Annotated in this window: 15 protein-coding genes and 1 tRNA gene; 10 read left to right on the forward strand and 6 right to left on the reverse strand. The window is 67.8% G+C overall.

All coding sequences use genetic code 11. The features are described 5' to 3' along the window. The first annotated feature begins 32 nt into the window (after positions 1-32). Entirely contained in the window at positions 33-947 is a 915-nt protein-coding gene (locus tag ACTIEZ_RS13390) for a P1 family peptidase (RefSeq protein ID WP_439547186.1), read from the forward strand. Here ACTIEZ_RS13390 and ACTIEZ_RS13395 read toward each other — a convergent pair. Then, positions 941-1,495, reverse strand: a complete 555-nt coding sequence (locus ACTIEZ_RS13395) for a hypothetical protein (protein ID WP_439547187.1) — start codon at positions 1,493-1,495, stop codon at positions 941-943. The genes ACTIEZ_RS13390 and ACTIEZ_RS13395 overlap by 7 nt on opposite strands. Positions 1,496-1,566: 71 nt before the next feature. On the opposite strand from ACTIEZ_RS13395, the gene ACTIEZ_RS13400 reads away from it, so the two are divergent. Then, positions 1,567-1,643, forward strand: a tRNA-Arg gene (locus tag ACTIEZ_RS13400). A 68-nt stretch (positions 1,644-1,711) separates the two neighbouring features. Here the strand turns inward: ACTIEZ_RS13400 and ACTIEZ_RS13405 are convergent. The 3 genes from ACTIEZ_RS13405 to ACTIEZ_RS13415 form a co-directional block, all read right to left on the reverse strand. Continuing rightward, positions 1,712-4,333 carry a hypothetical protein gene (locus ACTIEZ_RS13405; RefSeq protein ID WP_439547188.1) on the reverse strand — a complete coding sequence of 874 codons (2,622 nt, stop codon included), beginning with the start codon at positions 4,331-4,333 and terminating at the stop codon, positions 1,712-1,714. 15 nt (positions 4,334-4,348) lie between these two features. Continuing rightward, entirely contained in the window at positions 4,349-5,188 is an 840-nt protein-coding gene (locus ACTIEZ_RS13410) for a fimbrial biogenesis chaperone (protein ID WP_439547189.1), read from the reverse strand. Between the two features lie 120 nt (positions 5,189-5,308). After that, a complete protein-coding gene (locus tag ACTIEZ_RS13415; RefSeq protein WP_439547190.1) occupies positions 5,309-5,803 on the reverse strand; it encodes a DUF4402 domain-containing protein in 495 nt (164 codons plus the stop codon). Positions 5,804-6,095: 292 nt separating this feature from the next. Between ACTIEZ_RS13415 and ACTIEZ_RS13420 the strand changes: the two genes are divergently transcribed. Further along, positions 6,096-8,552 carry a hybrid sensor histidine kinase/response regulator gene (locus ACTIEZ_RS13420; protein WP_439547191.1) on the forward strand — a complete coding sequence of 819 codons (2,457 nt, stop codon included), beginning with the start codon at positions 6,096-6,098 and terminating at the stop codon, positions 8,550-8,552. Continuing rightward, entirely contained in the window at positions 8,552-9,160 is a 609-nt protein-coding gene (locus tag ACTIEZ_RS13425) for a response regulator transcription factor (RefSeq protein ID WP_439547192.1), read from the forward strand. The genes ACTIEZ_RS13420 and ACTIEZ_RS13425 overlap by 1 nt, the downstream gene beginning before the upstream one ends. Positions 9,161-9,220: 60 nt before the next feature. Here the strand turns inward: ACTIEZ_RS13425 and ACTIEZ_RS13430 are convergent, their stop codons facing one another. Then, on the reverse strand, positions 9,221-9,853 hold the full coding sequence (locus ACTIEZ_RS13430) for a TetR/AcrR family transcriptional regulator (protein WP_439547193.1): 633 nt from the start codon (positions 9,851-9,853) through the stop codon (positions 9,221-9,223). A 103-nt stretch (positions 9,854-9,956) separates the two neighbouring features. Here ACTIEZ_RS13430 and ACTIEZ_RS13435 point away from each other — a divergent pair, with 103 nt between their 5' ends. The 3 genes from ACTIEZ_RS13435 to ACTIEZ_RS13445 are packed head-to-tail and all read left to right on the forward strand — an operon-like array spanning position 9,957 to position 14,638. Continuing rightward, complete coding sequence (locus tag ACTIEZ_RS13435) at positions 9,957-11,063, forward strand: MBL fold metallo-hydrolase (RefSeq protein ID WP_439547194.1); 1,107 nt, start codon at positions 9,957-9,959, stop codon at positions 11,061-11,063. 4 nt (positions 11,064-11,067) lie between these two features. After that, complete coding sequence (locus tag ACTIEZ_RS13440) at positions 11,068-13,674, forward strand: bifunctional 3-(3-hydroxy-phenyl)propionate/3-hydroxycinnamic acid hydroxylase (protein WP_439547195.1); 2,607 nt, start codon at positions 11,068-11,070, stop codon at positions 13,672-13,674. A 10-nt stretch (positions 13,675-13,684) separates the two neighbouring features. Next, on the forward strand, positions 13,685-14,638 hold the full coding sequence (locus tag ACTIEZ_RS13445) for a fumarylacetoacetate hydrolase family protein (RefSeq protein ID WP_439547196.1): 954 nt from the start codon (positions 13,685-13,687) through the stop codon (positions 14,636-14,638). Between the two features lie 118 nt (positions 14,639-14,756). Here the strand turns inward: ACTIEZ_RS13445 and ACTIEZ_RS13450 are convergent, their stop codons facing one another. After that, positions 14,757-16,703 carry a hypothetical protein gene (locus tag ACTIEZ_RS13450; RefSeq protein WP_439547197.1) on the reverse strand — a complete coding sequence of 649 codons (1,947 nt, stop codon included), beginning with the start codon at positions 16,701-16,703 and terminating at the stop codon, positions 14,757-14,759. A gap of 114 nt (positions 16,704-16,817) precedes the next feature. Between ACTIEZ_RS13450 and ACTIEZ_RS13455 the strand changes: the two genes are divergently transcribed. The 3 genes from ACTIEZ_RS13455 to ACTIEZ_RS13465 are packed head-to-tail and all read left to right on the forward strand — an operon-like array spanning position 16,818 to position 23,007. Next, positions 16,818-20,024, forward strand: coding sequence for a caspase family protein (locus ACTIEZ_RS13455; RefSeq protein ID WP_439547198.1), 3,207 nt, complete (start codon positions 16,818-16,820; stop codon positions 20,022-20,024). Beyond that, positions 20,021-21,928, forward strand: a complete 1,908-nt coding sequence (locus ACTIEZ_RS13460) for a caspase family protein (protein ID WP_439547199.1) — start codon at positions 20,021-20,023, stop codon at positions 21,926-21,928. The genes ACTIEZ_RS13455 and ACTIEZ_RS13460 overlap by 4 nt, the downstream gene beginning before the upstream one ends. Beyond that, entirely contained in the window at positions 21,925-23,007 is a 1,083-nt protein-coding gene (locus tag ACTIEZ_RS13465) for a serine protease (RefSeq protein WP_439547200.1), read from the forward strand. The genes ACTIEZ_RS13460 and ACTIEZ_RS13465 overlap by 4 nt, the downstream gene beginning before the upstream one ends. The last annotated feature ends 2 nt before the right edge of the window (positions 23,008-23,009 follow it).

Raw genomic sequence — 23,009 nt, forward strand, 5'->3', positions numbered from 1 at the left:
AGTGGGCGCGCTGCGGCCGATGGTTGCGGCGTATGACTGGTCCTGCTCCTTCTCCTCCCGGCATCAGCGCCGTGCCGGGCATCCGCGTCGGCCACGCGCACTGCCTGGTGGCCCGCACCGGTGTGACCCTGATCGTGCCGACAGCGCCGGTCGTGATGGCCGTCGAAGTGCGCGGCGGCGGGCCGGGCACCCGCGAGACCGATGCGTTGAACCCGATCAATCTGGTAACGCGCGTCCATGGCCTGGCGCTGGCCGGCGGTTCGGTGTTCGGGCTGGCGGCGGGCGATGAACTGGCACTGCTGCTGAGCGCGGCCGGGCACGGCCTGCCGATGGGCGCCGGCGTACCGCCGGTGCCGGTGGTGCCCGCCGCGATCCTGTTCGATCTGGGCAATGGCGGTGACAAGACGTGGGGGATGGACCCGCCTTATCGCCGGCTGACGCACGAAGCCTTTGCAAATATTGGCCAACCAGGCAGCGATGGCCATGGCGCGATCGGTGCCGGCCATGGCGCGCGATCGGGCAGCCGCGCCGGTGGCATCGGCAGCGTGGCGCGCGATCTTGGCAACGGCGTGATGGTGGGGGCCTTGATTGCCGCCAACAGTTTCGGTGAAGTCTATGCCGGGGCGCCGCCCGACGCTGGCCCGGTGGCGATGCCGAAATTGAGCGCAAACCGCGGCTTTGGCCGGCAAAACACGGTGATTGGCGCGGTGGCCACCAATGCCCCGCTCAGCCGCGCCCAGGCGCTGCGGGTGGCGATGGTGGCGCAATCCGGGCTCGCGCGCGCGGTGCGGCCGGTGCACACGATATTCGATGGCGATTGCCTGTTCGCGATTTCGACGGCGCCGCCCGAGCAGGCGGTGATCGATGATGTGCAACTGACCATCATTGCGACGGTTGCGGCCGATCTGGTGGCGCTGGCGACGCGGCAGGCGGTGGGGCTTTATTGATCCTGCAGCGCAGCAATGCGGCTGGACAGCGCCGCAAGCTGATCGGCATAGGCCGCGCGTTCGGGCGCCGTCGCGGTGGCCAGATCGAGCGCCTGCAGCCGGAACGCTGCACCGGCCAGGGGCGTCAGTGCGGCCGAAAGCCCGGATTGCGCCGCCTCGGCACGGGAGGTTGCCGCGCTGTCATCGGCGCTGCCGCCGGCCGCCGGCCGCGCGGTGGCCAAGGTTGCCCGTGCCGGACCAACGACCGCCTCGACCGCATCGATCTCGGCGGCGATGGCGGCCAATTCGGCCTGCGCGGCTGCCAGGCTGGGCACCACCTCGGGCGGCGGCATCGCCACGGCCACGCCGGCCGGGATCGGCGCCGGCGGCGGCGCACAATCGGCCGCGGTGGCACAGCCGCCAGCCACATTGCGCGGCACCATGGTGGTCACCTCACCGGCGCGCGGCGCCAGCGTCGGCCAATCCGTCCGCCGCGAACCGCAGCCCGCCAACAGGGCGGCGACCACGGGCATCAGCAGGGGCAACAGCAGTTGGGGGCGCAGCAACATCGTTTGTGCCTAAAGCGGCAAGGAAGAGGTTGCAATGGCTGGCCGCCGCCGCTAAGAGCCGCCTCCACAGTGCGCCCGTAGCTCAGCTGGATAGAGCATCAGACTACGAATCTGAGGGTCGGACGTTCGAATCGTTCCGGGCGCACCATTCAAAACCTGCCGACCAGCATTGCGCAAGGCTGCTCCGAATGGGCAGGCCCCGATGCTGGTGCGTGTTCAAGGCCTTGGTGACGATATCAGGATGCTGGCTTGTCTGTCGGGGTCTGTTCGGGACAGCCGGAGGCCGGTCGTGGATTGGCCGGCGGCCTCGACGCGCCATGTGTCCAGGGCAAGGCCGTCAAACAGCACATAGCCATCGAAATCGGTGACACCGCGGGCGGCTTCCTTGCCGTGCTTGTCATGCAGGGAGACAGGAATGCCCGATCGCGGCGTTCTTGTGTCGCCAGCGACCAGCAGCACCTGCGCCTCTATGCTTCCCGTGGGATTGACCGGGATCGACAGGGTTCGCACTTCACCAGGCCGCAGGCCCAGGCGATCGCCGGCGCGCGCCGGGCGCAGGTTGAAATCCGGAAGCGATGCCAGTTGGGTTTCCACGTCCACCATGGGCCCGGCCGGCAACCCGCGCAGCAGTACGCGGCCATCATCGCCGGTGGTTTCGCCGCGCAGCGCGTTGCCGACGATGAACCGGCCCCCGGGCACTCCGGGTTCGTTGGCGTCGCGCTCGCCATCGCCATCGTCATCGATGAACATGTCGGCGAGCACCGCGCCGCTGCGGGCCAGCCCCGCAGGCGCCATGTGCCACCGGCCAGCGCCCTGCCACAGGCCGACCACCAGCCCCAGGCCGATGCGCCAGCCATCCGCACCGCGCGCAGCCCCGGCCGACAGACCGAACGCGCCGATGCGGCGATTGACCGACATGCCGGCATTCAACCGGCGGGTGGCGGTCTGCCAGCCCAGATCCAGACTGATCGCGCCATCGGCGCTGCTGCGCGCGGCGCTGAGCGTGGCGCCGCCGATGCGCCAGCCCCTTGCCAACACCGCATCGACACCGCCGCGCAGGCGCAATTTGCCCCAGCCGGCGCTGACGCCCAGGGCCGCATTGCCTTGCCAGCCGGCGCCCGTCTCGCCGCTCTGGCCCTGGCGCACCAAAGCCATGGCTGCATTGGCCTGCCAGCGGGCGAGCGGCAGTGCCAGCCGCAGCGCGGCGCTTTGATGGGGGTCGCCGCCGCGCCGCATGGCCGATTGCAGGCGCACCTGCCACGGCAGGCTGAGCCGGCCCAGCGCGACCCGGCCCTGGCCATTGATGGCGGCAAGATTTGCAAATTCGCGCACCAGCGGCGGCTGTGCCGGGCCCGCATCGCGGCCGTGGCTGGCGAGATCGATCACCAGATCCTGTGATCCCAGCCGCCGCGCCAGCCGCACCGCACCTGCCCAGCCGCCCGGGCTGTCACGCGCCATCGTTGCCGCCCACAGGCCACCGCCATGGGCGCCGTGCAGGCCGAGCGCCAATGCCGGGCTGCCGGCCGTGGGCGCGCGCACATCCAGCCGGGCGGTGAGCGCTGGGGCGAGGCCCCAGCCCAGCGTGCCGAAGGCGGCCGCACCGCTGGCCACGCGCGTGGGCGCTGCGCCAAACAACGGCATGCCGCCGTCGATGAAGCCGATGGCATAATCCACTTCGTTTTCGGCATTCATCTCGGTACCGACCAGCCGCGTGAAGGCTTGCTCGCTGCTTTCGCCATGCGGACCATAGAGGCGCACCAGCCAGCGATTTTCGCCGACGCGCATCGGGAGACCGGCAAAGCGCCAGTTGCCCGCCGGGTCCGCCGTGCGGGTGACGGCGACCAACCGGTCTTCGTGCCAGAGTTCGGCCTCCCAGCCGGCGGGGAGCGGGCCGGACAGATCGATCGCATCCACCAGATCGGCGCGCCAGGGCGGCCGGGACGAGATGATCAACCCGCGCCCGGCCAGGGCATCGGCGATCAACGGTTGGGCCGGGCTGCCGATATCACCGGCTGCCACGCTGCGGGCGTGCAGTGGCCCCAGCAGATCGGGCGTGTCGCGGGCTTCGGACACAGTGACCCCGCCGGTGATGCCGCTGCGGCTGCCGAGGCCCAGATTGGTGCGCACTCCAAGGCCAAGCAGTTCGCCGCTGGCCAGCAGGCTGGCCGACGCATCGCTGCCGGCGCCCGCCTGGACCGCCCCGATGGCGAGATCGGCGCTCCACAGCCGCGCCAGCGCGGGCTGGCGCGGTTGCAGCGCGAAGGCAGGGCGGTTGGTTTCGGGGCGCAGCCGGGCCTGGCGCTCGGCGCGCGCCAATCGCATCAGCACCGGCAGCGGTGCCTGGGCGTTGAGCAGCAGGCGCTGGCTTTCGGGATCATGGCTGAGCGCGAACGGCAGCAGTGACGACGCGGTGGCCAGGGGCAGGCACGGCCCGTTGGGGCTGGCCAACAGCGCGGCCGCCGGCAGCATGACGGTGCGGCTGGGCTGCGGCAGCGTAACGGCAATGGCGCCATCGGATGCCGGCTGATGGGCAAGCTCCAGCGCATCGAGCAGTGGCACGATGGCCACGCAGGCCCCCGCGCCGGGCCCGAGATCGTGCAGCGGCAAGGCATCAGCCAGGCGTTGGCCATCGGCAAACAGCCCCGGCAGGGCCAGACCGTCGCTGGCCTGGCCAGCGCGTTCGGCGGCGGCATCGGCACCGAACAATGCATCGAACAGGCCGGTTTCCGCCTGCGCAGGGGCAGGTGCAGGTGGGGCAGCAGAGGCGGCGGTGGCAACGAGGGCCATCGCCGCAAACGCGACCAGCCACCGCCCACCGGCAGGCAGGCGGCGGCGCATCGGTTATCCCTGGTGTCAGAGCGCGGCGGTCAGGCTGGCCAGCACGGTGCCGGCCAGCGCCGGTTCGGCGCCGTCGGTGGAGACATAGGCGATCCGCACCCGCTTCCCGGCCAGTTTGGCGCGGGTTTCGGGCGGCAGCGGCAGGATCACGTCGCGGCTGGTGTTGGGCGTGTAAATCGCCACGCCGCGCACCAGCCACGCCGGTTGCTTTTCGCCGTCCACGGTCAGGCTGATGTCCCCATAGGTCGAACGTGTGCCTTGCCGGGTCAGCTTCACGACCAACTGATTGCTGGCGTCCTGGGCCAGGCTGGCGCCATCGACCGCAACGCTGGCATCGAGTTTGCCGACGCGCAGGATCACCGGGATGGTGATGGAGCGGATGGCAATCAGCTCGATCGACAGGCTGTTGTCGGCGCCGGGGGCCGCACTGGCGCCGGCACCCGGCGCAGCGACCTGCGTGCGGCCGGCGCTGATCGGGGCGGACATCAGGCGCAGATGGCTGCGATATTCGCCCTGCGGCAGATCGGCGCCGGCAGCCGCCATGATGCGCACGACCTGGCGGGCGCCAGGTTCCAGCACCAGTTGGCGCGGGGAAAAGCGCAGCTTGTCGGCGGCAAATTTTTCGTCCGGGCGGGTGTCGGCAGCGGCTTCCAGGCCGCCGTCGCTGCGCATGCGGCGGTTTTCGAGCGCGAGGCGAAACGCTGCCGCTTCGGTGCCCTTGTTGACCAACACCAGTTCGGCAGTGCGGGTTGTGGGGGTGAGGATGACGCGCGTGGGCGCCACCAGCAGTTCGGCGGCGGCGGGGGCAGCCGTCGCCAGCGCCGCCAGCACGGCAGCGCGCAGGAAATTCGTCATGGGATGCAGACCTTCGGATGGCAGGGGTTGGTCTGGTGGGTGCGTGAAAGGGGGGTCGGGCCGCCGGCGGCCGCCACAGGGGCAGCACGCCGGGGGCCGTTCCCCCCTGCCACGGAGCTTTTACTGGTACTCGACCGCGACGGTGAAGCTGCCCTTGTACTGGCCGGCTTCCTGGCGGGCGGCGACTTCGAGCGTGCCGCCAACGGTGAAGCTGTCTTCGCCGTTCAGCAACTGACCCTTGGCCTTCGAACCGCTGAAGGCGGCAACGCGCATGGCGGTGCCGTTGCCGTTCACGATCTTGATCTCTTCCGGCAGCGAGATGGTGTAGAACGCTTCGGCTTCACCGGTCACGGCAAAGGCGGCGGCGGTGTGGTCGCTGGTCAGGCAGGTCAGCGCCGGGCCGCACAGGCGGGCACCGTCGGCGGCCACGGCCACCTTGTCGGCAACCGTCGTCGACGGCGCGATGGTGCCGAAATACAGATCGGCGGTGCGGCTGATTTCCAGCGGCGCAATGATCTTGGCGCCGGCGCCGGCATCGGCAGTGGCGGCATTGGCCGTACCGGCAGCGGCAACGGCGATCAGGGCGGCAACGCCGGCGAGCATCTTGTTCATCATGATATAGTCCCTTTGTGACAGTGGTTTGGGCCGTCCGGCACTGTGCCGGGGCTGAGGAGGTTAATGGCGGGTTAAATCTTTCGTGTCGCGGACGCGGGGGTATGGCTTGCCCCTGCCGTGGGATGGCGCCGCGACCCATTCGGGCGGACGCCCGCTGCCATTCGGGGCACTTGACCCTTCAACACGACAGCGCGACCATACCAAAGTATAGTGCGCAGCCTCCTTCTGGTGGGCTTGCGCGCGCGCGACCCGCCTGCGCATCACGGCGCATGCTGCTGCCAAAGAGCCTGCCATGATAACCGTCACCAACCCGGCCCGACCGCCCCAACTGCCCGATGAGCCGCAGCGTATCGCGGCACTGCGGGCGCTGGCGGTGCTCGACACGCCGGCCGAACCATCGCTGGATGTCATCACGCGGCTGGCGGCCGACCGCTTCGATGCCGAAATCGCCCTGGTCAGCCTGGTGGACGAGCAGCGGCAGTGGTTCAAATCGCGCTATGGCCTTGATGCCTGCGAAACCCCCCGCGCCGACAGCTTTTGCGCGCATGCCATTGCATCTTATGAAATCATGGTGGTGCCCGACGCGACGGCGGATCCGCGTTTTGCGGCCAATCCGCTGGTGCTGGGCGCGCCCTTCATCCGTTTTTATGCGGGAGCGCCGCTGATCACGGCCGGGGGGCAGTGCATCGGTACGCTGTGCGTGATCGACAGCAAGCCGCGGACGGGATTTTCCGCGCGTGATGCGCAGGCGTTGCGGCTGAAAGCCGGGCAAGTGATGGCGTTTCTGGAATCGGCGCGTCTGCGGCAGGATCAGCGCATTTCGCAATTGATCGCACAAACCACCACCGATGCCTTTGTGTGTTCCGATCCGCACAGCCGGATCATCCACTGGAATCGCGCCGCCGAGACCATGTTCGGCTGGCGGGCCGATGAAGTGCTGGGCCAACCCATGCACATGATCATCCCGGATCGCCATCGCCACGGCCACGATATGGGCATGGCTCGCTTGCGCGCACGCGGCCCCACCAAACTGGTCGGCAAGACGGTCGAGGTGCCTGCCGTCTGCCGATCCGGCGAGGAGATTCCGATCGAGTTGTCGCTGGGCATGTGGCCAGCCGAAGGCGAAGGCGATCCGGAAGGCTTTGCCGCCATCATCCGCGACGTTTCGGCCCGCAAGGCGCTGGAGGCACAGCGCGCCGCCACCGAAGCCCGTTTGGCACAGCAGATCGCGGCCATCGAGGCCTCCGACGACGGCATCGCCGTGACCGATGCAGACGGCAATTTCATGTTCATGAACCGCGCGCATGCCGCGATGTTCGGCCACGACAGCGCGGACACGTTGATCGGCAAGCCATGGTCCGTGCTTTATGACGATACCAATGCGCGGATAATTGCCGATGTCGCCATGCCGATGCTGGCGCAAACCGGCCGGTGGCGCGGCGAACTGCAGGGCCGCCAGCTTGACGGCAGCGAGGTCGACCAGGAGGTCAGCCTGTCACTGTCGGCAGACGGCGGCATCGTGTGCGTGACACGCGGCATTGGCGAACGCCTGGCGCTGGAGCGGGAAAAGGCGCGTCTGCGCGAACAGTTGATGCTGGCCCAGCGGCAGGAGGCCGTGGGGCAACTGGCCAGCGGTATCGCCCATGATTTCAACAATCTGATTGCGGCCATTGTCGGCACCGCCAGCCTGCTGGAGCGCATCGAGGATACCGAGGTGCGGCGCCACGCGCTGCGCATTCAATCGGCGGCTGCCACCGCCACCGGGCTGGTCGACAAGCTGCTGGCGCTGGGCCGCCGCGCGCCCGATCTGAAGACCGTCGATCTGCGCGCCATATTGTCGAGCGTGCGCGATCTGGTGGCGCCCAGCCTGGCCGACGCTTTGCACCGCATCAATCTGGAGGTGCCGCCGGCCCCGGTGCTGGCCCGCGCCGATGCGACCGAGGTCATGCAGGTCATCCTCAACCTCGCGCTCAATGCCCGCGATGCGTTGCCGGTGGGGCGCGCGGGGCGCATCAGCCTTGCCATGATGGCGGCCGAGGATCATGCACCGGCTGGTACGGTGCTGGTCGGGCAAGTGCCGGACGGCCCGGCGGCCCTGATCCGGGTGAGTGACACCGGCTGCGGCATTGCACCCGAACATCTGGCCCAGGTGTTCGAGCCTTATTACACGCGCAAGGGCGATGCCGGCACCGGCCTTGGGCTCGCGGTAGTGGCCGGCATCGTGGTGGATGCCGGCGGCGCGATTGCGCTATCCAGCCAACCGGGGGCCGGCGCTGTGTTCGAAGTCTGGTGGCCGTTGCAGTCGGCGGCGCAGACCCCCGATCGCCTGGCCATCGACACCACTGCTGATGCCGAGCTGCTGGCGGGCAAGGCGGTTCTGGTGGTTGACGACAATCCGGCCGTGGTCGACACCTTGGTCGCCATGCTGGAACAGGCGGGCGCGGAACCGGGCCCGTGCCTGGATCCAGCCGACGCGCTGGCGGCGGTGCGGGAAGATCCCGATGCCTGGAGCCTGGTCATCACCGATTACGACATGCCGGGCATGAACGGCGCTGCGCTGGCCAGGAAACTGCGCGAAGTGCGGGCCGATCTGCCGCTGATGCTACTGTCGGCGTTGCCGCGCGCCCACCAGCGCCGTGCCGGCGAAGCCGAATTGTTCGACGCCGTGCTGGGCAAACCGGCGAGTCTGGATAATCTGGTGGCGGCCGCTCGCACCGCCATGGCGGCTGCCCGCAAAAGGACTGCTTGATGCGCATTCTCATCGCCGACGACCACGATCTGTTGCGCGATGTGCTGCGGTCGTATCTGGAGGCGGAAAGCGGATTTGCCGTCACCACCGTTGCTGATCTGCCGCAGGCGCTGGCGGCCATCGCGGCCGGGCCAGCCTTTGATCTGGTGTTGCTGGATTATGCCATGCCCGGCATGAACGGCTTTGCCGGGCTGGAGACAGCGATTGCCGCTGCGGCCGGCACGCCGGTGGCCCTCATGTCTGGCCTGGCCCCAGCGGGCGTTCCCGAAAAGGTGCTGGCGTGCGGTGCGGCCGGCTATCTGCCCAAGACGCTGCCGGCCCGATCGGTGGTCAATGCCATCCGCTTCATGGCGGCCGGCGAAACCTATGTACCGCTCGATCTGGCGCGACCAACACCGGCAGCGGCAGGATCAGACAATGTTTTGTCCCCGCGGGAGCGCGAAGTGTTGACCGGACTGTGTGCCGGCCACGCCAACAAGGAGATCGCCCGCGATCTGGGCCTGCGCGAACCCACCATCAAATTGCACGTCAAGCTGATCTGCCGGAAACTTGGCGCCCGCAACCGCACCCACGCCGCGATGATCGCCCGCGAGCGATCGCTTTGCTGACCATAAGCCTTACCGGAACAGCCAATATTCTGATCGCCCAATTGCATCGTTGATGACGGCTTAGCCCGACTGGTCGGGCGCGTCGTTGGGCCCGAACACCAGTTGTTCCACCAGATCGGCCGTGGCGGCGACTTCGTCAGGCGCAAAGGGGTCGCGGCCAGACAGCCGGCGATATTCGGGCGCCAGGGTGAACACCGATGCCGACAGGCCGATGATGGCATAATAAAGCTGGATGGGATCACGCAGCAGCGGGCTGGCCACCGGTGCCAGGGCCTGCACGCCGGCAAACAACCGGCTGCTGTAGTTGTCGACCAGCCAGGCCAGGCGATCGGTGTCGCTGCGGCCTTCCCCGGTCATGATCCGGTGCAATTCCGGGCACCCGGCACTGAACGCCACGAAGGCGCGCACCAACGCGCGGGCCACTTGCGGTGGCGGCGCATCGGCAAGGCGCGCGGCTTCGGCGGCAAGGCGCGCCTCCACGGCTTCGAACAGATCGGCCATCACCGCGCGCCACAACGCGTCCTTGGAGGGGAAATGATAGAGCATGGCGGTGTGCAGCACGCCGGCATCCGCACTGATCGCCCGCAGTTTCGCGCCTTCGAACCCGTGGGTGGCAAAGGCCGCGCGCGCCGCCAGCAGGATGCGTTGCTGGCCTTCGTCACTGCCGGGTTTGGAGGATGCGATCGTGCCCATGGGCTTGACGCTTGGCGATCCAGCCGCCCCAAGTCAATAGTTCTTGACCATATGGTCAAAACAGGCGACAACTTGACCAGTTGGTCAGAAATTGGGGAATCGAATGAAGCGCGCAGCAGGATGGTTGGCTTTGGCTGGCGGCGGCCTGGCGCTGGCAGCGGGCTTGGCGTTTCAATTCTCACACGCGGTGCAGGACGGGGTGTTCGCGGCCGGTGCCCGGCGGCAACTGGCGCGGCAGAGCCAATTGCCGTTGACTGATGATGCGCTGCGCGTGCTGTTGTGCGGCACCTCCAGCCCGTTGCCGCGGCCACAGGCAGCCAAGGCCTGCACGCTGGTGGTGGCCGGCGGACGCCTGTTCATCGTCGACATCGGGCCGGAAGCCGCGGAAAATCTGGCCTTGTGGCGGGTGCCTACGCCGCGGGTGGAAGCGGCATTCCTGACGCATTTTCACAGCGATCACATCGGCGAGCTGGGTGAGCTCAACATGCAGGGCTGGGCGCAGGGGCGCATGCGGCCGCTGGATGTATACGGCCCGGCCGGGCTTGAGACGGTGGTGGCTGGCTTTAACGCCGCCTACAGCTTTGATCGCCAGTATCGCAACGCGCACCATGGCGAGGGCACTGGCCGGCTGCCGCTCGCGGCTGGGGTGATGACTGCCCACCCGGCCGATTTCGTGACGCCCGGTGATGCGCCGTCGGGGCGCACGCAGATCGTTTATAATCAGGGCGGGATCGTGGTGACCGCGATCGAGACCGATCACCGCCCGGTGGCACCGGCCTTTTCTTATCGGTTCGATTACAAGGGCCGTTCGGTCGTCATCACCGGGGACACGGTGCTGAACGCCGGGCTGACCCGCGCCGCCAGCAAGGCCGATGTGCTGGTGAGCGAAGCCCAGGCCCATCATCTACAGAACATCCTTGCGGCCGAAGCCGATGCCGCCGGCCAGACGACTCTGGCCGGCGTGCTGCGGGATACCAGCCGATACCATATCAACCCGGTCGAGGCGGCACGCATGGCCAACCAAGCTGGCGTGCGGGAGCTGGTGTACACCCATGTCGCGCCGCCACTGGTGTTCGGTTTCCTGAAAACGCCGTGGCTGCGCGGGGTCAGTGCCGAACGGCCGGAGGGCGTCACCATCGGCGAGGACGGCATGCTGATCACCATCCCGCTGGATGGCAGCCCCGTCCGCTTCGACCAGCTGAAGGGTTGAGACCATGACCCGTCCCTTCGCCATCATTGTCGGTGCCGGTCCGGTCGGCCTGATGCTGGCCAATCTGCTGGGCCTTTCGGGCGCGCGCGTGCTGGTGTTGGAACGCCGCACGGAGCCCTACACCGTGCCGCGCGCCATCGCCTATGACGCCGAAACGCTGCGGCTGTTCCAGAAGATCGGTTTGCTCGATCAATGGGCGCCGACGCTGGAGCTGGATGTGCCGGTCGCCTATTTCAACGGCGCAGGGCGTGAGTTGATGCGCATGTCGCGGTTTGAACGGCCTTATGGCCACAGCCAGCTCGGCAGTTTCTATCAGCCGGAGATGGAGGCTGTGCTGCGCGCCGGCCTCGCCCGCTTTGATGATGTTGATGTGCGCATGGGCGCGGCGGTGACGGGCTTGTCCCAGGATGCGGACGGCGTGCGCGTTGCCTTCACGACGGCCGACGGTGAGCGCCATCTGGCCGAAGCGGGTTATGTGATCGGCTGCGACGGCGGACAGAGCTTCGTGCGCGATGCGGCGGGCATCGGCTTTGGCGGCGCGACCTTTGCCGAAAAATGGCTGGTCGTGGACTGTATCGATGAAGGCTATGGCGTGCGCGAGATGCAGTTCTTCTGCGATCCGGCCCGCCCGGCCCTGACCCTGCCGGTGTCACGTGGCCGGCGCCGCTGGGAGTTCCTGCAGATGCCCGGCGAAACCAGCGCCGATCTGGAGCGCGAGGAAAGCGTGCGCCGGTTGATCGCCGGCTATGCGCCCCATGACCGATCGGTGATCGAGCGCGCGACGGTCTACACCTTCCACGCCCGCTATGCCGATCGCTTTCGGGAGCGCCGCGTGCTGCTCGCCGGGGACGCGGCCCATGTGAACCCGCCGTTTGCCGGCCAGGGCCTGAATGGCGGGCTGCGCGATGCGCAGAATCTGGCGTGGAAGCTCGATCTGGTGCGCCGCGGGCTGGCCGGTGATGCGCTGCTCGACAGTTATGAAACCGAACGCCGCCCACATGTGCAGGCGATGACCGATCTCGCCATCAAATTGGGCAACACCATCATGCCGACTGCACGCTGGCGTGCCACCTTGCGCGATCTGTCGCTGACAACGATGAACATGGTGCCGGGGCACAAGGATCATGTGGATGGCGGCGGCCTGCTGCCGCGTCCGCGCCTTGTCGATGGCGCCATCCGTGGCACGGCAAAGGCCGCCGGCCATATGCTGGTGCAGCCGCCGATCGACGATGTGCTGCTGGATGAACTGATCGGCGCTGGCTGGGCGGCGCTGGGGGTCGGCGTCGATCCCGCCGCAGGCTTGCACGCCGAAGATCGCGCGCTGCTGGCGCAACTGGGTGCGCGGTTTGTGCAGGCCGATCATCCGGCGCTGGTGAAACAGGTCGGCGCCGGCCGCATCGCCATCGTGCGGCCCGATCGCTTCATCGCCGATGTGCTGACGCCCGATGCCGCCGCGCCCCGCCTTGGCTGGTTGGGCAGCGCCCTTGCCCTTCGTGCCGGAGAAACTGCCATGACCGATCCTGCTGCCGACCCACGCCTGGCCCGCGCCGCCAACCCGGTGGTGAAGGCGCAGGATCTGGCGTTCGTGATGTTCAACCGGCCCGATCTTGATGTGATGGAGCGGTTTCTGGTCGATTTCGGCCTGAAGCGTGCCGAACGTCGGCCGGACCGGCTGGTGATGCGCGCGGCGCGCGGGCTGGGTCCGGCGCATGTCACCTGGCAGGCTCGCCAGCCCGGCTTTGTCGGCCTGGCGCTGCGGGTACGCGATGCCGATGATCTGGCCGCGCTCGCCCGGTTGCCCGGCGCGTCGGCCATCGAACCACTCGATCTGCCTGGCGGTGGCCGCCACGTGCGGCTGACGGATCCCGCCGGCTTCCAGGTGTGGGCCGTGCATGGGCAGGCGAATATCGCACACGATCCCGTGCGTGCGCCGACACCGGCCAACACGCCGGCGCGGCTGGAGCGCGTCAATGCGCTGGCACGGGCGCCGTTGCAGGCGGCCACGGTGCTGCGCCCCGGCCACTGCGTGATCGGCGCGGTGAATTTCTTCGCCACTGCGCGCTGGTACATCGACACGTTCGGCCTGATCCCGTCGGATGTGCAGTGCCTCAGCGCCGATGATCCGGCGCTCAGCTTCATGCGCTGTGATCGCGGCGACGATCCGGCCGATCATCACACGGTGGTGGTGGCGCAGAATGTTGCCAATGGCTTCAGCCATGCCGCCTTTGAAGTCATCGATATCGATGATGTCGCGCTGGGGCAGGAATGGCTGCTGGCCAAGGGCTGGCGCCATGCCTGGGGCGTGGGCCGCCATGTGCTGGGCAGCCAGATCTTTGATTATTGGCGTGATCCGGTTGGCGACAAGCTGGAACATTATGCCGATGGCGATCTGCTCTCGGCCGATGTGCCGACCGGCTACAGCCGGCTGACCAGCAGCAGCCTCTATCAATGGGGGCCGCCGGTGCCGGGCGATTTCGAAAAGCCCAAGCTGACCCCAGCCTTGATCTTCACCGCCATCCGCAACCTGCGCGCCAGCCCCGAACTGGACGTCGCCCGCCTGCGCCGGCTGCTCGCGGCGATCAGCGCACCTTCACGCCCCTGGGCAAAATGAGGAAATAGCCATGGCTCTGAACATTGCCCGCATCGAAAGCGCCGGCCGCATCCTGTGGGCGGTGGACAGCCCCGCCGGCTTGCGCCGTCTGTCAGGCGATTATCCGACCACGCGCAGCTTTTTCGAAAGCGGCGGCCCCGATGATGCGGCGGCCGCGCAGACAAGCGGCGAATTGGTGGTGGCCGACCGCGTGCTCAGCCCGGTTACGCAGGATGCGCAATTCGTCTGCCAGGCCACCAACTATGCCAGCCATGTGCGGGAAGTGGGCGGCGATCCGGCGGCGATCGTCAACAATGTGATCTTCACCAAGGCCTCATCCTGCATCGTGCCGGCCGATGCCGACATCATCCGCCCCAAGCATGTGAAGCTGCTGGATTACGAAATCGAGCTTGGGCTGGTGCTGAAACGCGGCTTTGACCGTGCACAGGCCATCACCGAGGCCAATCTGGCCGACTGGATCGGCGCTCTGGTGATCGTGAACGATATCACCGCGCGCTGCGTGCAAATCAGCCACATGCAGTTCCACAAATCCAAAAGCTATCGCACGTTCGGCCCCACCGGCCCGTGGCTGGTGCTGCCCACGCCGGCGGAACTGGCGCGCTGGCGTGAACTGGAGCTTGTGCTGGCGGTGGACGGCGCTGAGCGGCAGCGCAGCCCCGCCGGTGACATGATCTTCAAACCGGCCGCAACATTGGCCGAACTCAGCCGGATCATGGATTTGCAGGCCGGGGACCTGATCGCCACCGGCACGCCCGGCGGTGTGGCGCTGCACCCGCCATCGGCTTTTGTGCAGGCGCTGGCGGGATTTCTGTCCCCGGCACGCCGGTTCAAGGCGTTCATGAAAGGCCAGTTGCAGCAGCCCCGCTATTTGCGGGACGGACAGGTGATCACGGCCAGCATTCGCACCCCGGATGGTGCGATCGATCTTGGGCAACAGCGCAATCTGATCCGTGCCGGCGCCTGACTGCCGGGAATGCGCAAGGAGTCTGGAATCGCGGCAGACGAAGACAAGCAGCAGGTTTCATTGGAACATATTTGATATCAGCGCCCCAAGGGCGCCAAAATCTCCCGCGGAAACCGCACTAAACGGGAACCGCGAAATGCTTGCCGGCGAACACGGCTTGCCAGCTTTCGATTTCCGACACCACGACATCGTCGGCAGCATGGGCAAGATCAGCGACATTGCCGTAATCGAGCGTGGCTTCGGGCGTGGCAAGCAGCAGGCTGGCGCGGCGGTGCAGGGCGTCCAGCTTTTCGGCCGACACGCGCGAGATGGCGGCAAAACGATCGAAATCGCCGAAATAGCGGATGCCGGCAAAAGCACCACCGATAGACGGGAACATGATGCCCAGATAAGTGAACAGCTTGGCCAGTTTTTCAGCCAGCACTGGCGCGATCAGGCCCATGGCGCCGCCAGTCCACAACAGCAGCCAGATGGCGACCGAAGCCAGCGCCAGTTTGAAAGCAGTTTCAGAGGCCGCATCGAGGCGATGATGAACATGCGCCAGCCGCTGTGCCTTGACCTGGTGATAATCGCGCTGGCCAGCCAGATGCGGCAGCAGCAGACCGGCCAGGGCGGCGCGCAGCCAGGGCCGGGTAATGGCGACTTGCGGCAGGCCGATCTCGCGCAGGGCATGGCGGGCGTGATGTTCCGGCCAATCGGCGCCGGGGCCGCGCGGCCAGCGCCCGCGTGGCCGGCCGACGCCCAGGACCAGCGAAAACGGCGCATGGCGCAGATATTCGGCGGCGCGGCGTGTTTCGAACCAGCGATCATGCCAATGGCCACGATGCCCCCGCGCAGTGAGCAGCACGATGAACCCGAGCAGCAGAAACTCTGCCAGCGCGAACGCCCATTTCGATTCGGGCACCGACAGCGGCAGATAGGTGACGCCGGCAAGAATCGCCGTCAACGACGCCACGAAATTGGTGACCATGCCGCCGCGATATTGATCGGAATAGCGGGTCGAGATGCCATCGGCCCAGGCAAAGCGCGCCAGCACGGCCGCCCCAATCCGGTTCGGCCAAGCCGGATCGGCGCCCGGCAGCGCCGCAATGGCCGCCAACAAGGGCGCGCCGCTGCCGGTGGCGATCGCCTGCGGCGGTTCGTGCACCAGCGTCAGATTGCGCCACGGCCGGCCGTTGCCGCCAAACACCGCCTCGATGCGGCGATAGGCATGGAATATCGGGTTGCTGCGCGATCGCCAGGCGGTGCTGGCCAGCGCGGTTGCGGCATGGCCGGTCGCGGCAAGGGCGCCGTGCACGGCCGCCGCCAATTGTGCGTCCCGCCCCGCGATATCGCCGGGCTGTTCCAGCGCCTCCACGGCGTCCAGCATGTGCCAGGCTTCGGGGTTTCTGGCGTCGATCAGCACCACTGCAACGCCAACCGCCAGAGCCGCAGCCAGCGTATGGCCGGTGCCACCCGGTGCATCGCGGGCGGCGCCATCCCACACCGCCAGCAGGATATCGGCCTGCTCGATCATCACGCGGCCGGCCAGGGCAACGCGGCGTGACGTGGCGGCGGTATAACGCTGGGCCACGACCACATCGCCGGGTGCCGACAGCATGGCCAGGAATTTTTCGGCAATGCCATCATCGGCATCGGCCAGTTCGAACAGGTGGGCCCGATCATAGAGCGCATCGATCGCGGCGGCGCTGGCGGCGACCTGCGGATCGACGGGTTGCTGCCCGCCCATCAGTAACTGAGCATCGGCCGCCGTTGTCGGGTGGGCATTGATCGCCCGGTTGAGCCCGCGACCAAAGGGCAGCGGCGCCACCAGCGCCCAGCCCCGCGCCAGTGCTAACGTTGCCGCAAGTTGATCGGCGCCATCGGCCAGCAGGCTGTGCAGGCGCACCGGGGCGGTGGCTGAACAGGCTGATACCGTGGCGAAAATACTGGCGATTACCGAAGCGATACGATCCTGCTGGCCGGCAAAATCGGCATTGCTGGTGCGGTGGCCGGTGATGGCCAGCGACAGCACCGGGACCGGCAGCGGCGGTGCTTGCGCATCAGAAGCAGGATCGGCGGCCATCGCCGCCACATTCCGGGCTTTGTGCCCAAAGACAACAGTCAATTTGGGTCGGCATGCAGATGCGTTGACAGCGGGGGTCGCGCCCTGCAACAGTTTACCCTGCGGAGGAAGCCAGTGCGTATCACCCACGTGATCGGAATGGCGGTGATGCTGATGGGTGCCGCGATGGCGCTGTCGCAGCCGGTCCAGCAGCCGGCCCGGCCGCCCACCGCTCAGGCTGTCACGCCCAAGATCGTGGTGCAGGCGCTGCAATCGGGGGGCATTGATGTCGCCGCGTGGTCGGCAGACAGCCGCTTTATCTTCACGGCTTCGGGTTTCGCGCGCGAATTGCTGGTGTGGGATGTGGCACGCGGCCTGATCATCGATCGGCTGCGGTTGCCAAGCGAGAATGTGTCCCCCACCGAACTGATGCAATTGCATCGCATGGTGCTGCAAGCCGACGGCCGCACGCTGCGCATCGAAGGCGAAGTGATGGATCTGCGCAGCGCCAATCTGCGTGGCGGCCGGGCCTATCTGGTAGATGTCGCCAGCCGGCGCATCAGCATCGCGCCGCCGCCGGCCCTTGCGCCGATGCGGGCAGGCGACACTTGGGAAAGCCATCTGCGGCGGCGGCTGTCGGCGCTGGAGGTGATTTATGAGGGCGGCGGCGACATGAGCCGCGCCGAGGCTCTCAATCAGCTCCCGGCGCTGCCCCCATCGCCGGATGGTCGCTGGCAGATGCTGCGCACCGCGCCGGCCTTTGCCTTGCAGGGCAGCGATGGCCGCCCGCGCGCGCTGGCGGTGACCACCGAAATCGTTGGCGTGGATGATGCCGCCATGTCACCCGATGGTCGGCGGCTGGCCATGATCTTGCTGGGCAAGATCAGCGTGGAGACCGGCATTGCCACGACCCGGATCGACCTGTTTGACACCAGTGTGGGCCGTTTTGCTGCGCAGGTGCAACTGGACGGGGCGTATGACAAGATCCGCTGGCTGAATGGCGGGCAGTATCTGGCCATGTCGCAGGATGCCAATGATGATCCGCGTGACAGTGCTGCGCCGGGCACGCCATCACCGTTGCGCCGGGTCGATGCCGCCACTGGCGCCGTTGTGGCCAGCCACCCGCCGCGCTGTTTCGTGGTGCCGCTGCCCGATGGCAGTCTGGTGGGGTCCGGCCTGGCCAATTGCCGTTCCGGGGTGGGGACGGATACGGCGCTGGCGCGGCTGGTGAACGGGCGCTGGCAGGCGCTGCCCGGCTATGTGGTGCCAAAAGGCGCCCATGTGCGGGCAATTGCCGCCAGCCCGCGCGGCGACCGGTTGCTGGTGGCGACGCGGCTGGACGATGGTGATGTGGTGGTGAGCATTGTCGACGCCCGCAACGGCGACGTGGGGCCGGCATTCGTGCTCGGCGAGAAATTCTCGATGACCATGGCCGAATTTTCCAGCGACGGCCGCAAGGTCTGGCTGATGGGCGATGCCCAGGTCAGCGAGTGGACGCCCGATGCGCCGGCCACTGCCGATGGCGGGCCGGCGTTGCGCGATTTCGATGCGATATCGGCGTTTCCCAGCAGCGTGACCAGTGATGGCCGCCAGTTGCTGGTGGCCGGTTCGGTGGAGGAGCGCATTGTGCGCATTGATCTGCTGACCGGCAAGACCCTGTCGCCAGTGGAGTTTCCAGGCGCCGTGGCGGTAGGCTTCATGCCCGGTCGGCCGGTGCTGTGGAGCGTGTCGTTGACCGGGCAACTGCAATATTGGAACGCGCGCACCGGCCAGTTCCTGATGACGACAACCTTCTTGCCGGATCAGCATCATGTCACGGTGGCACGGGATGGCCGTTATGACACCAATCTGGGCCCGGAGGCGGAGAATTTCCGTTGGTTCATCCCCAACGCGCCCTTCCTGAGCCTGGCACCGCAGACCTTCATGCGCGATTATTTCGAGCCGCAATTGATCCGCAAGATGATGGACTGCAACAGCGCCGGCAATTGTGCGCAGGTGCTGCGGCCGGTGCCGCCGATTGCTGGGCTGAATTTCCTGCTGCCGGCGATGCGCATCACCGGCATCACCAGCGCCGGGCCAGGCTTGGCCGATGTGGGCCTGGAAGTGACCGAATTCACCGCTGCCAACGGGCAGCGTTCGGGTGCGTTTGGCGCCAAATTGCTGATGAACAACCGCGAAGTGGCGCGCAATCCCGATGTCCCCTACGCCGCAACCGCCAATTCGCTCCCCGATTGGCGGGCCGGCAATGTCATCGATGCGGTCCGCGACGGGGCAACGCTGCGCTGGACGCAGCAGGTGCAAGTGCCCAGCGACGGCAAGCCGATCGAATTTGAGGCCTATGCCTTCAACAGCGACCGGGTGAAAAGCGATACGGTACGCACCCGCTGGACCCCGCCAGCGATGGCGCCGCGCCCACGCCGCGCCTTCGTGCTGACCATCGGTGTCGATGATTATATCGAGCCGCGACTGGCGCTGAACTTTGCGGTGGCCGATGCCGGGGTGATCGGTGAACGCCTGTCTGCAATCCCCGGCTATGAGATGCGACGTACCAGCCTGGTGACCAGGCGGCTGGCGGATGGCCGGATGGTGAAGGTGACGCGCGCCGATATTGACGCGGCACTCGGCATCTTGGCCGGGTTCCCGCCGGGGCCGGATCAGGAAAAACTGGCCCGAAACGGGCATGACGGCAGCGCGCTGGACAATGCCACGCCCGACGATATCGTCATCATCAGCTTTTCCGGCCATGGCCATGCCGATGCCGCCGGCAATTTCGCGCTGCTGCCATCCGATGTGCAATGGCCGGCGATGGCCGCAGCGCCTGCGGGCAGCAGCGTGATTTCGGCCAACGATCTCACCATGTGGCTGCGCGCCATCAAGGCGCAGGAAATCGCCTTCATCATCGATGCCTGTCATTCCGGCGCCGCGGTCGACACACCGGATTTCAAGCCCGGTCCGATGGGCGACCCCGGCCTGGGACAACTGGCCTATGACAAGGGCCTGCGCATCCTGGCCGCCACCCAAGCCGATGACGTCGCGCTGGAAAGCGCCTCGCTACGCCAGGGGCTGCTGACCGCGGCGCTGGGCGAAGGGCTGACTCCGACGGGTGGCCCGGCCGATCTGAACCGCGATGGCCGGGTGCGGCTGGATGAATGGCTGCGCTACGCCGTCGCCCGGCTGCCCTCGTTGAACGAGGAGGTGCGGCGCGGCGGCGGGCCGATGGCGCAGCGCGGCGTGCGGCTGGTGATGCGAACGCCAAACACGCCGCCACCGCGCGTGCAGGAGCCCAGCCTGTTCGATTTCAACCCGGCGCCGTCGCCGGTGGTGCTGCGGGGGCAGCCGTGAGGTGGCTGCTGACATTGGCAGCGCTGACGATGCCGGTGGCGGCACAGGCGGCCGTGCGTGCGGTGTTCGTGGGCATCGACAAATATCAGTTTTCGCGAAACGCCGGGGTAGCGAACGCGGGTTTTGACGACTTGTCGGGCGCGGTCGGCGACACGCTGCGCATCAAGACGGCATTGGCACAGGCTTATGGCTTCGCGCTCGATGTGCCCACCCCTGGCCAGTGCCGATCGGGCAATGCGGCATCGATCACGCTGACCGACCGCTGCGCCACCAAGGCGGCGATCCTGCAGGCCTGGGCCAGCGCGATCGCGGCCTCGCAGCCCGGTGACACGCTGATCCTGTATTTCGCCGGCCATGGATCGCGCTTCATCGATGATGTCGCGCTGGATCAGGCCAGCCGCTACAACAGCACGTTGATGGCCGCCGATGCCCGCCAGCCCGGCGCGGTGGCCAATGCCGATATCGTCGATCATGAAGTGCGCGGGGTGATCGACCGGGCCACCGCCAAGGGAATACGCGTGGTGACCTGGTTCGACAGTTGCAATTCGGGCACCGCCAGCCGCGATGGCCGGTCTGCCAGCCGTACCGCGCCGGATCTGCGGGTAAGCGGCCTGCGCCCGATTGCGGCGCCGGCGCAATATGGCGCCTATGGTGCCTATCGCGTGCATCTGGGCGCGGCCGGCGATGGCCAGGACGCCAAGGAAGTCGGCAGTGTCGGCGCGCGCGCCGGCGTGTTCACCACCGCGCTTGCCGCAGCACTGCAAGCAATGCCGCGCGCCAGCTTTGCCGATATCGCGGCACGGGTGGTGGCGGAGGTGACGCAGGCAACGGGTGGCCGCCAGGTGCCGCATGCCGAAGGCGCTTTGCGCGCGGCGCTGGACAGCCCGGAAATCCGGGTGCCGACCTTGGATGTGGTGGTGGATGGCGGCCAGTTGCTGATGACCGGCGGCGCGCTGGTGGGCATCACAACGGGGTCACGCTTTGCGCTCTATGCGGGTACTACGGCAGCGGTGCGGGCCGGCGGGGATGCGCCGTTGCTGCGCGCGCGGGTGGCGCAAGTGGCGTCGGGAATGGCATTGCTGGCGCCCGATGGGCCATTGCCCGCCAGCTTGCCCGGTCGGATGGTGGCCCGCGAGGAAAGCCATGGCTTTGGCGCGCTGAAACTGGGGCTGGCGGTGAGCGATCCGGCGGCGCTGGCCGCGGTGCAGCGGCTGGGCTTTGTGGCGGTGACTGCGCAGGGGCCGTTTTCCCTGACGGCCACCGGCGACGGCATGGCGCTGCGGCGCGGCAATATGGTGCTGGCGCCCCTGCCCGCTGCTGACGCGCCGGATTTCGGCGTGCGGCTGGCGAGCGCGCTGGAGAAGATCGCGCGGGTGGAGGCGTGGCTAGAAGTGTTGGAGCTGGCCGTGGTGCGGCCGGGCGTGGGCCTGTGTGTGCTGAACGGGGATCGCGCCAGCTTCGATCCAGCCTATTGTCCGGTGCCGCCGGGCCGGCGCACGCTGAAGCTGGAGCAGCCGGCGCTGCTCTCGGTGATCAACGAGGCCGATGCGCCGCGTCACACCTATGTGTTTGCCGTGGGCCAGAAATATGAGGTGACGCTGGTGCTGCCGGGCTTCGGCGCCATCGAGCCGCCACTGGCCGCCGGCCAGGCGCTGCCGATGCCGGCGGGGCAGGATATCGTGCCCGACGAAGCCGGCCCGCTGCGCTTTGTGGCGCTGTCCAGCGATGCGCCGCTGCCGGCCGGGGTGCTCGAACAATCTGCCACCGATGTGGTGGATGCGACGGCCTGCCTGAGCGCCGTGGCCCGTGCCTTTTGTCTGGGCGCCGATGGCGCGCGGGCCGGCCGCTTCGGCCGGGTCAACAACTGGTCAGCCGCGGTGGTCAACGTGGAGGTGGTGCCATGATGCGCCTGGTGCTGGCCGGGTTGCTGCTGGTGGTTCAGCCGGTGCCGGAGCCGGCACCGGCTGGCCCTGATCCGGCGGGGTCGTCGATGCTGCCGGATGCACCATCACCACCTGCCCCCGACGCGGCGCCGCCGATGCCCGCGACCGAGCGCGAAGGCTATCGCGTGGTGCGCGGCACCGCCGCTGCGGCGGGCAGTGCGCCGTGGCAGGTCCAGATCTTCACCACTGTGCCGATCCCGCCCGAGCAGCTCGCCGCGGATCGGGCGCTGCCGGCGAGCAGCCCGGACAAGAAATTCTATGACGACATGAGCCCGCATGAGCGTGACCATCTGTGTGGCGGCGCGTTGATCGCACCGGACTGGGCCATCACGGCGGCGCATTGTTTTGTCGACCGTGGCGATCAGTTGCGGCCCCTGGCCAGCCGACGGGTGCGGCTCGGCAATAATTATCTGCCTTCGGCCACCGAAATGGCCATTGATCGGGTGATCATCCACGCCGATTACCGCCGCACCGGGGACAAGCGCCACGATATCGCGCTGATCCATCTGGTTGCCGACGCCCATACCGACACAGCGCTACTTGATTATACCAAGCCGATACGGCTGCCGGCTGCGGCGATGCGGCCGTTGGCAGCGAGCGACCTGCTGAAGGTGACCGGCTGGGGCATGACCGGCGAGAATGACGATGGCGCGGCGCGCGATATCGATGGGAAGCCGCTGCGCGGCACACCGCTGTTGCTGGAAGGCCGGCTCAACCTGGCCGATGCGGCGCGGTGCCGGGCCGTGCCCAGCATGGCGCGCACCGTGTGGGACGGTGTGCTGTGCGTGGCGGGTGACACCAGTGGCCAGGATAGCTGCCAGGGTGACAGCGGCGGACCGTTGACGCGTCAGGGCGTGCTGGTCGGGCTGGTCAGCACCGGATCAGGCTGCGGCCGGCCCGGCGTGCCGGCGCTGTATACGCGGGTCGAAACCTATCGCGGCTGGATCAGCACGGTGATGGCAGCATCGCGGCCCGGCATGAATGCCAGGTGCCGTGCCAGGCCCGGCAGCCGTCGACCGGCGCTGAACTGCCAGCGCTGAGG

Source organism: Sandarakinorhabdus sp. (genome assembly GCF_051860625.1).
GTDB lineage: Bacteria > Pseudomonadota > Alphaproteobacteria > Sphingomonadales > Sphingomonadaceae > Sandarakinorhabdus.